General features: G+C 43.3%; 13 protein-coding genes. 8 read left to right on the top strand and 5 right to left on the bottom strand.

Annotated elements, in window-relative coordinates; all coding sequences use genetic code 11:
* Positions 1 to 22: 22 nt before the first annotated feature.
* The 5 genes from AR334_RS05455 to AR334_RS05435 all read left to right on the top strand — a co-directional run bounded on the left by AR334_RS05455 (position 23) and on the right by AR334_RS05435 (position 4,313).
* Positions 23 to 898, top strand: a complete 876-nt coding sequence (locus tag AR334_RS05455) for a carbohydrate ABC transporter permease (RefSeq protein WP_066306480.1) — start codon at positions 23 to 25, stop codon at positions 896 to 898.
* Positions 899 to 909: 11 nt separating this feature from the next.
* Positions 910 to 1,758 carry a carbohydrate ABC transporter permease gene (locus AR334_RS05450; RefSeq protein WP_066306477.1) on the top strand — a complete coding sequence of 283 codons (849 nt, stop codon included), beginning with the start codon at positions 910 to 912 and terminating at the stop codon, positions 1,756 to 1,758.
* A 23-nt stretch (positions 1,759 to 1,781) separates the two neighbouring features.
* On the top strand, positions 1,782 to 2,471 hold the full coding sequence (locus AR334_RS05445) for an N-acetylmannosamine-6-phosphate 2-epimerase (protein WP_066306476.1): 690 nt from the start codon (positions 1,782 to 1,784) through the stop codon (positions 2,469 to 2,471).
* Between the two features lie 87 nt (positions 2,472 to 2,558).
* Positions 2,559 to 3,446: an ROK family protein gene (locus AR334_RS05440; protein WP_066306473.1), complete on the top strand. Its 888-nt coding sequence runs from the start codon at positions 2,559 to 2,561 to the stop codon at positions 3,444 to 3,446.
* A 12-nt stretch (positions 3,447 to 3,458) separates the two neighbouring features.
* On the top strand, positions 3,459 to 4,313 hold the full coding sequence (locus AR334_RS05435; protein WP_066306470.1) for a MurR/RpiR family transcriptional regulator: 855 nt from the start codon (positions 3,459 to 3,461) through the stop codon (positions 4,311 to 4,313).
* A 101-nt stretch (positions 4,314 to 4,414) separates the two neighbouring features.
* Here the strand turns inward: AR334_RS05435 and AR334_RS05430 are convergent, their stop codons facing one another.
* Positions 4,415 to 5,956: a glycosyl hydrolase family 28-related protein gene (locus AR334_RS05430; protein WP_066306463.1), complete on the bottom strand. Its 1,542-nt coding sequence runs from the start codon at positions 5,954 to 5,956 to the stop codon at positions 4,415 to 4,417.
* 287 nt (positions 5,957 to 6,243) lie between these two features.
* Here AR334_RS05430 and AR334_RS05425 point away from each other — a divergent pair, with 287 nt between their 5' ends.
* Positions 6,244 to 7,149 carry a hypothetical protein gene (locus AR334_RS05425; protein WP_066306460.1) on the top strand — a complete coding sequence of 302 codons (906 nt, stop codon included), beginning with the start codon at positions 6,244 to 6,246 and terminating at the stop codon, positions 7,147 to 7,149.
* Positions 7,150 to 7,249: 100 nt separating this feature from the next.
* On the opposite strand, the gene AR334_RS05420 is transcribed toward AR334_RS05425, so the two are convergent.
* A complete protein-coding gene (locus AR334_RS05420; RefSeq protein WP_066306457.1) occupies positions 7,250 to 7,993 on the bottom strand; it encodes an RDD family protein in 744 nt (247 codons plus the stop codon).
* 131 nt (positions 7,994 to 8,124) lie between these two features.
* Between AR334_RS05420 and AR334_RS05415 the strand changes: the two genes are divergently transcribed.
* Together AR334_RS05415 and AR334_RS05410 are read left to right on the top strand one after the other, a co-directional pair.
* On the top strand, positions 8,125 to 8,439 hold the full coding sequence (locus AR334_RS05415; RefSeq protein ID WP_066306452.1) for a DUF3892 domain-containing protein: 315 nt from the start codon (positions 8,125 to 8,127) through the stop codon (positions 8,437 to 8,439).
* A gap of 28 nt (positions 8,440 to 8,467) precedes the next feature.
* A complete protein-coding gene (locus AR334_RS05410) occupies positions 8,468 to 9,046 on the top strand; it encodes an N-acetyltransferase (protein WP_066306449.1) in 579 nt (192 codons plus the stop codon).
* Positions 9,047 to 9,091: 45 nt separating this feature from the next.
* Here the strand turns inward: AR334_RS05410 and leuD are convergent, their stop codons facing one another.
* The 3 genes from leuD to leuB all read right to left on the bottom strand — a co-directional run bounded on the left by leuD (position 9,092) and on the right by leuB (position 12,303).
* Complete coding sequence (leuD, locus tag AR334_RS05405) at positions 9,092 to 9,676, bottom strand: 3-isopropylmalate dehydratase small subunit (protein ID WP_066306445.1); 585 nt, start codon at positions 9,674 to 9,676, stop codon at positions 9,092 to 9,094.
* Positions 9,677 to 9,679: 3 nt separating this feature from the next.
* On the bottom strand, positions 9,680 to 11,098 hold the full coding sequence (gene leuC, locus AR334_RS05400; RefSeq protein WP_066306440.1) for a 3-isopropylmalate dehydratase large subunit: 1,419 nt from the start codon (positions 11,096 to 11,098) through the stop codon (positions 9,680 to 9,682).
* Positions 11,099 to 11,196: 98 nt separating this feature from the next.
* On the bottom strand, positions 11,197 to 12,303 hold the full coding sequence (gene leuB, locus AR334_RS05395) for a 3-isopropylmalate dehydrogenase (RefSeq protein WP_066306438.1): 1,107 nt from the start codon (positions 12,301 to 12,303) through the stop codon (positions 11,197 to 11,199).
* Between the last annotated feature and the right edge of the window lie 16 nt (positions 12,304 to 12,319).

The raw sequence follows: 12,319 nt of genomic DNA, 5'->3' as shown, positions 1-12,319 counted from the left end.
TTTAGAAAGGTTAAGGATTCTTATGAAGTTTAACAAACATGCTTTAAAAGAGAATATGACAGGGTACCTGTTTATTGCTCCACAGCTCATCCTGTTCTTGGTATTCCTCGTTTATCCGATAATTGAAGGAATCCGTTTAAGCTTATACAGGATTAATTATACAAATGAAGTCTTTGTCGGATTTGAAAACTATCAAAAATTATTCCAAAACCCGGTCTTTGTAAAATCCACTATTAATACAGTTGTCTTTGTTGTTTTTATCGTGGCCTTAACGGTTGCATTTGCCATGTTCGTATCTGCAGCTGTGTTTGATAAAAACGCGAAATATGTCTCGTTTATTAGAGGAAGCTATTACATCCCAGTAATGGTTTCGATGGTTGTAATGAGTATGGTTTGGAGCTTTTTATTGAACCCGGCCAATGGTCTCATTCCTTTTATCGCCAAACAAATGGAAATGTCATCTGTCAACTTCCTAGGTAATCCCAAAACGGTTTTACCTGTCATCATTTTTGTAACTTTTGCCACTAACGTTGGTCAAGCGATCATACTTTATATAGCGTCAATGATTGGGGTTCCGAAGGAATTATTTGAAGCGGCAGAAGTCGATGGCGCCAGCCGTACGACCATCATCTTCAAAATATTAATCCCTTTGGTAAAGCCTACAACCATTTATATCATCATTATGAATATTATTGCTGTATTAAAAATATTCGTTGTTATCCAACTCTTAACTGGCGGCGGACCAAACAATGCATCAACAACACTTATGTACTTCTTATATAATAACGCCTTTAAGTTTAATCAGCTTGGTATTGCTTCTGCTGTTGGTGTCATTATGTTCTTAATTACATTAGTGCTATCGGTTCCACAATTAAGAGCAATGTTTAAAAAGGATTGAGGTGACATAGCATGTCTAAAAATAAAAATAAAAATAAAAGAAAAAGAGAAACGGTTGACGTAGTTGCAAACGTGATTATTCTTTTCTTTGCAATCTTAAACCTATTTCCGCTTTACTGGCTATTTACCAGTTCATTAAAAAACAGTTCGGATGTTATCAAAATGCCGCCGGATTGGTTCCCAAAAACGATATCCTTCGACAACTATGTCGATGTGTTCCAAAACCAGCCGGCATTGCAGTGGACATTTAATAGTATTATTGTATCACTTGTTTCAACTGTTGCGGTTATCGTATTCAGTTCCATGGCAGCCTATGCTTTTTCAAAGCTTCATTTTAAAGGAAAAAATGTAATCTATATTATCTTTATTTCTAGTTTAATGATCCCAAAAGAGGTTATGATTGTTCCTTTGTTCAGAATTATTCAAGACTTGGGTATGGTCAATTCTCTAAATGGTATGATTTGGCCGAACGTGGCAACTGCTTTTGGAGTATTCTTGCTTAAAGGGTTCTTCGATTCAATCCCTGATTCTTTACGGGAAGCTGCCAAAATGGATGGTGCAGGGGAGTTTTATACCTTCTATAAAATTATTATGCCAATTGTAAAACCAGGTATTGGTGCATTGTTTATTCTAAACTTTGTTCAGGTATGGAATGATTACCTATGGCAGCTAGTTGTTGGACAGAGTGAAGAATCCAAAACATTAATGGTTGGTATTGCATCGTTAATGCAGGACTTAAATCCAAACTTTGCCTATAAGATGGCAGGAGCTACTGTTGCAGCCATTCCGATGCTCGTAATATTTATCTGCTTCCAAAAATACTTTACAAAAGGCTTAGCAATTGGGGCAGAAAAGGGATAAAATTTAACTTGGAGATGCTTTAAATGGATAATAAGGATAAAATTTTCGAACAGCTTAGAGGAAAGTTAATTGTTTCGTGCCAGGCACTTCCTGAGGAGCCGCTGCACAGCCCATATATTATGGGAAGAATGGCGTATGCGGCCAAACTTGGAGGGGCAAGCGGCATTCGTGCCAATAGTGTTGAAGACATAAGGGAAATCAAGAAGACGGTTGATTTGCCGATAATTGGAATCATTAAGCGTGTCTATGAAGGATCTGATGTGTTTATCACACCTACAATGGAGGAAATTGATCTTCTTTATCGAGAAGGTGTCGATATCATTGCGCTAGATGCAACCAATAGAATCAGGCCTGACGGTAAGACAATCGAAGAAGTCTTTCCGTTAATAAGAGAAAAATATAAAGATCAACTCTTTATGGCCGATTGTTCCACTTTTGAAGAAGGAAAGAAGGCCTATGAACTTGGCTTTGACTGTGTGGGGTCAACGCTGAGCGGTTATACGGCATACACAAAAGGGAAAGCATTGCCAGATACCGATATGCTTAGTAAATTAGTTAGTGAACTTCCGGTACCGGTTATTGCCGAGGGCGGTATTTGGACTCCTGAAGCATTAAAGACTGTTTTCGACCTAGGCGTTCATACAGCTGTGGTAGGTACGGCGATTACAAGACCTATGGAAATTACGAAAAGATTTGTCAACGCTATCCAATAATGGAGAAAATTTTTTTCAGAACTGAAATCCCTCGAGTGACTCGTGGGATTTAGTTCTACTAACGTGTAAAAGAAGTGGGTGAAAAAAGTGAAAGTATTAGCCGTCGATATTGGAGGGACTTCAATTAAGCTTTGCCTTTCCAATGAAGCAGGAAAAATCGATGTATTTAAAGAATATGATACTGAAAGTAAAAAGGGCGGGCCATATATAGTAGAAAAGCTGATTGAGATTATATCAGATTTTAGAGGCTATGATGCGATTGGGATCAGCACCGCCGGTCAGGTTGACAGCGATAAAGGGTATATCATTTATGCCAATGAAAATATCCCTGACTATACCGGGACAAGATTAAAAGCGATTTTTGAGGAAAAATTTCATGTTCCTGTTAAAGTGGAAAATGATGTCAATGCAGCGGCGTTGGGTGAAAAGTATTTTGGTGCCGGCCGGGAGTTTACCGATTTTCTTTGCTTGACATATGGAACTGGGATTGGCGGAGCAATTATCGTTGATTCAAAGGTTTACAAAGGAGCTAAGGGGGTTGCCGGAGAATTCGGCCATATCATCACCCATCCCCAAGGTAATGACTGCAATTGCGGCGGGCGAGGCTGTTATGAAACATATGCTTCTACAACTGCCCTGGTAAGAAAGGCATTAGAAATTGACCCGGAATGTACAAATGGCAAGGTTATTTTTGAGAAAATTAAACAAGGGAATACCTCTTTATTAAACGTGCTTAACGCATGGGTAGAGGAAGCAGCGCTTGGGTTGGCTTCATTAATTCACATTTTTAACCCTCCTGCAATTATTGTGGGCGGCGGGGTCATGGAGCAAGATTTTCTAGTAGAAAAGGTTTCTGCTAAAGTGAAGGAATACATTATGGAAAGCTTTTCTGATGTGAAAATAATGAAAGCTTCGTTAGGAAACAAAGCTGGAATGTTAGGGGCAGTTTCACTTCATTTGCGAAGTGAAAAATAGAAGGGGTGCAACATGGCAAATGTAGATATTTTTTCACTCATTCGTTCAAGATATAATGCATTTACGAATACAGAAAAAAAAGTTGCAGAGTATATCCTGGAACATACAAAGGATGTTCTATATATGTCGATTACCGACCTTGCGGATGCCTGCAATGTGGGTGAGTCGAGTGTGTTTAGGTTTTGTAAAACTATGAATCTAAAAGGGTATCAGGAATTTAAAATTGTTTTGGCCCACAGCATTTCACAAGGTGAAGGAACTCCTCAGCTTTCAGGGGAGATTACGATGCAGGATTCTATCGAGGAACTGTCTTCGAAGATTTTAACCACAACGGTCAGTGCCTTAACGGAGACCCGTAACCTATTAAATGAAAAGGATATCTCGAAGGCAATCGATTATATGATTGCAGCAGATAGAATTCACTTTTTCGGAGTCGGAGCATCGCTTATGACCGCTATGGAAGCCAAGAATAAATTTATAAGGATTACCAATAAAACTGAATGCTCGCTCGATTCGCATCTCCAGATCATGTCGGCTGCGCTGATGACGCCGAAGGATGTTGCGGTGTTAATTTCTTATTCAGGATCAACGAAAGATACCATTGATGTCGCAAAGGTCGTTAAAGAACGGGGAGCCAAAATCATTTCTATCACACGGTTCGCCAAGTCGCCATTAACCAGTTATTCGGACATCACCCTGCTCTGTGGCGCCAATGAAGGTCCGCTGCAAGGCGGAAGTTTAACAGCAAAAATTTCACAGCTTTACCTTCTGGACCTTCTATATGTGGAGTATTTTAAAAGATCCTTCAATGAATCGGCACATAACAAAGAATTGACGGCCAATTCCGTTATTGAAAAAATGCTTTAATCAGAATCATGAAAGGAGCCTGCTCCTGCCATCTAATTAACTAAGATTGCAGGAGCAGGCTCCTTTTTCTTGATATACATCTAAGAAACTAGCTGGTGAATTTAATCGATTTCCATATTTTGAACCCCGTCGCCTACTAAGGATTTTGCAGACTTGGAATGATCCATTGCAATGTTTTTCAGTTTTACATAATCAGCCTTATTTTGACCTCCGAACACTTTAATTCCAGCTCCGGCAGTTTTAAAATTTTTCATAGAAACATTCTGCAACACAACCTTTCGGGCCTGATATTGTATTGCCGCCACCGGGTTGCCTTTGTAATCATAATTCGGGTCGCCAATCAAGGTAAAATGGTTGATGACGACATTTTTATAGGCGGAAAGCACCAGGCCCCGCGGTGTCGACCCTTTATAAAGGTCTGTAAAAATTGGTGCAATCGAGGCCAGGTTTACCGCCATGATATTGTAAGCCGACTTTGATTCGGCATCGATGCTCTTGTGGTGGCCGATATGGCGAAAGTTGTATGAACGGTTATCGTTCACAGAAATATGCCCGACAATGATTACGTTAGAGGCAGCCGATGAATTTTGATGGGCCTTGATCTCTACACCGCCAAAGCATCTGGCCGTTGAATTATCGACGAGCACCACATTCCTAGAGCCATCATCGACCTCAATCCCGTTCGAATTTGAAAAACCTTTTTTATGAGCACGGCCGCTCGGGTCGCACATGTGGCAGTTGGATATCAGGATATAATCGCTATGATGGGTGGTAATCCCGTCGTCACCAAAACCATAGCTAGTCAGGTTATCGAGCAAAACGTACTTGCTGCTGCCGCGGGCACGATAGCCGTCACCTGCATAATTGTACAGCGTCGATGTGATGTCAAAACCGTGCAACCCCGGGTTGATCGCTTCGACATCCTTTACCCAGCCATAAGTAACGTTCGCATAGGTAAGACAACTGGAATGATTGCCCCAGGTACTTGTTTTAGCCTCATTACCGAGCCTCTCGACATTCCAGTTAAGACTAAGTCCTTTGACAAGAATATGGTGGTTTCCGCGCCAATGGCTCGCGTTGGTAACGAGTCTTGTTCCCTTCGGTGCCTGGTCATGCAGTCTTATGGTGGTAACTCCTTTTCCGGCACCGACAAGTTGAGTCCACGATGGGAGCAGGATTTCTTTCACAACATAAACACCTTGGGGGACAAGTACTTTTACCCTGCCGTTTCCGATCGCTTTTTTAAAAGCTGCGGTACAATCTGTTTTTCCGTCGCCGACTGCACCGAAATCTACGACATTGACTTCTTTAGCAATCTCGGTGGTAAGGAGGTGAAATTCCCGATCAAGCCGTGCCTTCCAGTCTGGATGCACAGTGCCGGCAGAATCTACGGAGATCCTGGTTGGTTCCAAGACCTTTGAAGGTTGTGCCAAAAGCCGAAACAGTCTTTCTGCTAATTTTTCCTTAACAGGAAGTTTCGCGGTTCGGCTGCCTAGCAAAGGGGGAGTTTCTTTCGAACGGCATTTCTCAAAAATCTGCTCCGCTTCCCGGACTGCCGCTTTAAGGTCTAATTGTTTCCCGGTAATTTGCGAAAGCAGGTTCGTATTTTTTCTTGGATCGTGTGTTTTCTTTAAATCCAGCATTGTTTTTCACCCCAAACCAGTTCCCTAATAACAGTATTATAACTTTATTGCATAACTTTTTTAAATGACCGATACGAAATCATGATTACCAGCAAGAATAAGAAAATCCTGAGGACAAAAGCAAAAGATTAACAGGACCGGTACAGTTTTCGGTCCTGTTCGGTTCGAATTCTGAATCTTTTGTGAACAGTGTTTTCTGTAATAGGGAATTTTCATGTAATGGGTTAGGATAAGGTTAGAAAGACAGAAAAGATGACATTCAAACTTTTTGAAGAGAGGTTTTTGTCATGAGAAATCAAAAAACAGTCAGTATCCTTGTCCTGATTATTTCTGTTTTATCTGTTGCGGCGACGGCAATTGCCATTTTGTCCAATAAGGGACCAGGGGAATTCCAACACCAAACTATTTTCAAAGAAACTGTCAGCATTTACGGAAAAGGGCTTTATCAGCATGATTCCGTTGCGATGGCTTCACAGGCGATTGCCCAGGATTTTGTCACCTTGATTTTAGGTGTACCACTACTGGTGCTTTCACTTTTTTGGGCGAGAAGGAACTCGCTTAAGGGAAGATTACTGCTAACCGGGACATTGGGCTATTTTTTCTACACCTATGCCTCGTATTCACTTCTTTCGATGTATAACCCGTTGTTTCTCGTCTATGTACTGCTGATGTCAGCATCCTTCTTTGCGTTCACGATGGCGATGATGTCATTTGATATCCAACGATTGCCCGGGGCTTTCTCAGAAAAGCTTCCCGTTAAATTTATTGGCGGGTTTTTGTTGTTCACATCCATCGTGTTTGGAATCATGTGGCTTGGCAAAATCATCCCGCCGCTTTTTAATCAAACACCCCCTGAAGGGCTTGAGCACTATACCACATTGGTCATTCAAGCACTCGATCTCGGTTTTATCGTTCCGGCGGGAATCATGGCGGGAATCCTCATCATCCGGAAACAACCATTTGGATACCTCCTGGCACCCATACTCATCATCAAAGAAATCACCTTGCTCACAGCCATGTCAGCAATGGTCATCCTGCAACTCGCCAACGGCATCACAGTCAGCTCCGCCGTTCTTATACTAGTCCTAGTACTTAACAGCATCATCATATATATCCTGTTTTTAACTATGAAAAACGTAAAAGAGGTGTCAGGCACCGTTCGTGGACAAATGTCCACCTGGGGTGGACATTGAGTAGCCAAAGAACCTTGGAATAATACTAAAAGCCCCTTCCATGCTGTAAGGAGGGGCTTCTTTTTGTTCAGTGATTCACAAAAAATTGGAAAAGGAAAATCTAGATGACGATTCCAGTGATGAGCAGGGCAATTGGAAATAGGCTAACGACAACAAGGCGCGCTGTACTGACTCTGCCGTATAAGACTACTGTCCCCATATGTTTGTCCCAGGTAGCGATGCCATGTTCCTTTAAATCCCGATAGGAGTAAAGGAAACAAATAATATTGAGAAAAGGAACTCCGAATCCCATCCCGGCTGCATTTACAAAAATACTTCGTTTAAGAGCAGTAGAGAAATCAATCGGTTCTCCTGTAATCGTTTTCAAACGAGCGTTTAATAACAACTTTCCCAGCGTATTCCCAAAGATTGATAGGATTACAGCTTCTACTAAAATATAGAGGATCAGGCTCAGCATAAAAATAAAGATTGCAGACGAATCCAGGACAAACCGCGGCTTAAAAATCGAGACGAAAGTAATGACAAATAACGAAAATAATGAGAGGTCAAAGAATCTGGCCAAATAACGCACAATGGGCCTTCCGTTGGGATAGGTATCCTTTTCGATTTCCACCCATCCTGCAGCGTAGTTGATCAATTCCCTCGATTCATCCAGGGAGTCTGACTCTGGCAGTATTTCAAGCGTTTTAGCCGGATGCCAACAGTCCAAATCTTTGTTCCAAACAAAACTGTCCCCTGTTAAAATTCCCTGTTCCAATAGCTTTTTTAGCTCAAATAGGCCAACTGGTCCTTGCTGTTGATGATCGCGGATGTAAAACCAGGTATTTCCCTCCTGTATTTCCATTCAATCGCCCCCAATTATAGGTAAAGTATAACACAGGAAAAAACAACCATTTTTTGAACGTTTTTTGACACTTTATCATGCATATTTTCTCGAAAAATAAAAATACTAACAAATGTTCGGAGGTGGAGTTTTTGGAACAAAAGGACTTTGAAAAAATTTATCAGCAATATCGGCAGCAAAGCGAGCAGCAGGCACAAATGGAGGCAGGTTCACAAAATCCCGATGGCAAAGAAGAGTTTGTCGCCGTTAAGAAGAATGATGATGGGGATATTATTGCCTTCAAAACCAATACCGGTAGGGAACTGGATTACCTGACAGCATTGGATGAAGCTAAAGCCGGAAACATCGCCCATGTCGATGTATTTCACAAGTATGGCCGGGATATCATTCGCAGCGAGCCCGACGGTATTAAAGAAAATAACCTTGATCGACTGCCAGAGTTTTAAGTCCTGAAACTAAATGAAGGAGATTCATATGCATTGGTACGAAAAGTTAAATCAGTACTTTCCGATTGAAGAAATGAAATCCCGTGAGCATATGGAGACTCTGCTCAAGGAACGTTCTGACATTTATAACAAGGACGAGGGTCCAAACCATGTATTGATGTATGCCGAATTCGACAACTTTCTGTTTATTGATTACTTGTTTGTTTCGAAAAATGCCCGCGGTCAAGGTCTCGGCCATAAGCTTTTAGAAAAAATGAAACAAAAGGGAAAGCCTATTATCCTTGAAGTTGAACCGGTCAATTATGAAGACAGCGATACTGAGAAAAGACTGCGCTTTTACAAACGCGAAGGGTTTGAACATGCAAAATCGATTGGATATGAACGCCGGTCTTTGGTAACTAATGAAATCAACAAGATGGAAATCCTCTATTGGGCGCCCCATCATGAATCGGAAGAATTAATTTTTGAAGCCATGAAAAAGACATACAACCTAATTCATACCTATAAGGACCAACACTTCTACGGAGAGTCCTATGAACCTGCAGATGAGGTGTTGACCTTTAACGATGAGCATGAAAGTTCAAATATACTGGATAATCTTGAATAATTTCCTATAAAAAATGAGCCTGGATTCGTCCCAGGCTCATTTATATTACTTTTGTGCAAGCTCATATCGCGTAATTTTATCTTCATACGTTAAGGTAACGCCGATTTCGTCCCAGCCATTTAACAGCATTTCCTTCGGATATGGAGCGATATCGAATTGGAATTGGAAGCCCTCGTTGTCATAAACCTTTTGTTCTTCGAGGTTTACTGTCAGGGAATACCCCTCGCTTTCCGCTTTTTTCATGATGGTTTGCACTTGCTCATCACTGGCTTGGATGGCAAGGATGCCGTTTTTCACTGTGTTATTTTTAAAAATATCGGCGTAGCTTGGAGCGATAATGACCTTAAAGCCAAAGTCCTGAATCGCCCATGGCGCATGCTCACGGGAGGAGCCGCAGCCAAAGTTTTCGCCGGCAACCAAGATGGATGCCCCTTTGTATTGCGGTTGATTTAATGGAAAGTCAGGATTGGGATTTCCAGCGTCATCAAACCGCCAGTTATAGAACAGGAATTGTCCAAACCCGCTGCGTTCAATTCTCTTTAAAAATTGCTTCGGAATAATTTGGTCAGTATCAACATTCGTTCTATTTAATGGGCAAACAAGGCCCTGAAGCGTACGTAACGGTTCCATGGATTAACCAACCTCCTGAGCTGTAAACTTTCGGACATCGACAAAATGGCCGGCAATGGCCGCAGCGGCTGCCATTTCAGGGCTGACCAGATGGGTGCGCGCGCCTTTTCCTTGACGTCCTTCAAAGTTACGGTTCGATGTTGAAGCACAACGTTCCCCGGATGGAATGATATCATCATTCATGCCAAGACACATGCTGCATCCGGCATCGCGCCATTCGAACCCTGCCTCTTTAAAGACCTGGTCCAATCCTTCTTTTTCTGCTGAAAGCTTGACGCTGAAGGAACCTGGGACAACAATCGCTGTTACTGAAGGGTTGACCTTCTTGCCGCGAATAATCTCGGCAGCCTTCCGTAAGTCACTTAACCGGGAGTTGGTGCAGGAACCAATGAATACATGATCAATTTTAACATTGGAAATGGGCTGACCCGCTTGAAGTCCCATGTATTCTAGGGCACGTACGATTTCATCTTTTTCAGAAGGCTTATCTGTATCGTCTGGACTTGGCACATTTGCCGTTACCGGGATACACATGCCGGGATTCGTTCCCCACGTTACCTGCGGCTCTACTTCAGCTGCATCGATCTCTACGACTGTATCGTAGGTGGCACCTTCATCGGTGGCAAGCGCCTTCCAACGGTCTGCGGCTTCCTCAAATGCTTCTCCCTGCGGAACATGTTTTCTGCCACGCAAATACTCCACTGTTGTTTCATCAGGGGAAATGAGCCCGGCCCGTGCCCCGCCTTCAATGGACATGTTGCAGACGGTCATCCGTTCTTCCATTGAAAATCCACGGATCGCTTCCCCGGTATATTCAATGACATAGCCTGTTCCAAATCTGACGCCGAACTTTCCGATAATCGCAAGGATTAAGTCCTTGGCGGTAACGCCTGTCCCAAGCTTACCGTTCACTTTTACATTCATCGTTTTTGGAGGTGCCTGCCAAACCGTTTGCGTGGCAAGAACGTGTTCCACCTCGCTTGTTCCGATCCCGAAAGCGAGTGCACCGAATGCTCCATGTGTAGAGGTATGGCTGTCGCCGCATACAATGGTTTTTCCGGGCTGTGTCAGTCCTAACTCAGGGCCAATGACGTGAACGATGCCGTTATCGGGATGGTGGATATCTGCAAGGGTAATTCCGAACTCCTCACAGTTCTGCTGCAAAGTATCAACTTGCTTTTTTGAAATCGGGTCATTGATGACTTGGCGTTGCCGGGTTGGAATGTTATGATCCATTGTTGCAAAAGTAAGTTCCGGCCGGCGGACTTTGCGGCCGTTCAGTCGTAAGCCCTCGAAAGCCTGAGGAGAGGTTACTTCATGAACGAGGTGCAAATCAATATAAAGTAAATCCGGCTTTCCTTCTTCTTGATGGACCACATGCTGTTCCCAAATTTTTTGGATAATATTCTTTGGATTTTGCATAGCTTCCTTCCTCACGTTTATAGATTTTTTGCTTTTATTGTTTTTAGAGTAAACCGCCAGGCCATTCCTGCCCAGCCTGGCGGTCACCGAATCATTTATTAATAATAACAGCTCGCAATACACTTAGAGGCGTTTTGTGTCCTGATAAAGTCAACAATCAACTTTGTCATCTCTTCAGTTCCGACTTTTCGGCCATTTGGAACCTGAAGGTCGGCTGTATGGTAGCCAGCATCCAGAACCGATTGAACAGCGGCCTCGATGATTTTCGCTTCTTCTTCTAATCCGAAGGAATAACGGAGCATCAGTGCCGTTGATAGAATCATCGCAACCGGATTGGCAATGCCTTTTCCGGCGATGTCCGGCGCGGATCCGTGAACCGGTTCATAAAGGCCGACACCCGCTTCATTCAACGAAGCAGAAGGGAGCATTCCAAGGGACCCAGTTAACACGGAGGCCTCATCGCTTAAGATGTCGCCAAACATGTTCTCCGTCACAACCACATCAAAGTGAGACGGGTTTGTGATCAACTTCATCGCAGCGGCATCGACCAGCACATGCTCAACGGCAACATCCGGGTACTCCGCCTTCTTTTCCTCGACAACCTCGCGCCACATTTTGCTCGACTCTAGCACGTTGGCTTTATCAACCGAAGTAAGGCGTCCGCGGCGTCCGCGGGCGGCCTGGAACGCTTTGTCTACGATTCTTTCAATCTCGTAACGGGTATAGGCAAGTGTATCAACAACCGACTGGCCATTATCCCGCCGTTCGCTTGGGGAACCAAAGTAGATTCCGCCAGTAAGTTCACGGACAATAAGGAGGTCGCTGCCGGCAACGATTTCTTCCTTTAATGGCGATGCATGGAGCAGGTTTTTGAAACCTTTAATCGGGCGCAGGTTCGCAAATAAATCAAGGGCCTTGCGAATTCCGAGCAACCCTCGCTCAGGACGGAGGTGGGAAGGGTTGTTATCCCACTTCGGCCCGCCGACCGCTCCAAGCAATACGGCATCCGCCTGCTTGCAGGCATCTACAGTGGTTTCCGGAAGAGGAGTACCGTATTGGTCAATGGCTGCTCCTCCGATTTCATGGCTTTCGAAGCTGAAGGAGTGATTATACTCTTCAGCAATTGCAGTTAACACTTCTTTTGCGGAACTCATAACTTCCTTGCCGATTCCATCACCGGGAAGTAAAACAATTCGTTTCTTCATTAGAAGCAACCTCCTT

It is taken from the genome of Bacillus sp. FJAT-29814, from assembly GCF_001510715.1.
In the GTDB taxonomy this organism is placed as follows: Bacteria; Bacillota; Bacilli; order Bacillales; family Cytobacillaceae; genus Neobacillus.
The sequence above is the reverse complement of the archived record's forward strand: the minus strand, read 5'-3'. Positions and strand labels throughout refer to the sequence as shown.

Bases quoted from the DNA above. Each gene is read 5' to 3' on its own strand.
- AR334_RS05455 (WP_066306480.1), top strand. From the start codon at position 23: ATGAAGTTTAACAAACATGCTTTAAAAGAGAATATGACAGGGTACCTG.
- AR334_RS05450 (WP_066306477.1), top strand. From the start codon at position 910: ATGTCTAAAAATAAAAATAAAAATAAAAGAAAAAGAGAAACGGTTGAC.
- AR334_RS05445 (WP_066306476.1), top strand. From the start codon at position 1,782: ATGGATAATAAGGATAAAATTTTCGAACAGCTTAGAGGAAAGTTAATT.
- AR334_RS05435 (WP_066306470.1), top strand. From the start codon at position 3,459: ATGGCAAATGTAGATATTTTTTCACTCATTCGTTCAAGATATAATGCA.
- AR334_RS05430 (WP_066306463.1), bottom strand. From the start codon at position 5,956: ATGCTGGATTTAAAGAAAACACACGATCCAAGAAAAAATACGAACCTG.
- AR334_RS05425 (WP_066306460.1), top strand. From the start codon at position 6,244: ATGAGAAATCAAAAAACAGTCAGTATCCTTGTCCTGATTATTTCTGTT.
- AR334_RS05420 (WP_066306457.1), bottom strand. From the start codon at position 7,993: ATGGAAATACAGGAGGGAAATACCTGGTTTTACATCCGCGATCATCAA.
- AR334_RS05410 (WP_066306449.1), top strand. From the start codon at position 8,468: ATGCATTGGTACGAAAAGTTAAATCAGTACTTTCCGATTGAAGAAATG.
- leuD (WP_066306445.1), bottom strand. From the start codon at position 9,676: ATGGAACCGTTACGTACGCTTCAGGGCCTTGTTTGCCCATTAAATAGA.
- leuC (WP_066306440.1), bottom strand. From the start codon at position 11,098: ATGCAAAATCCAAAGAATATTATCCAAAAAATTTGGGAACAGCATGTG.
- leuB (WP_066306438.1), bottom strand. From the start codon at position 12,303: ATGAAGAAACGAATTGTTTTACTTCCCGGTGATGGAATCGGCAAGGAA.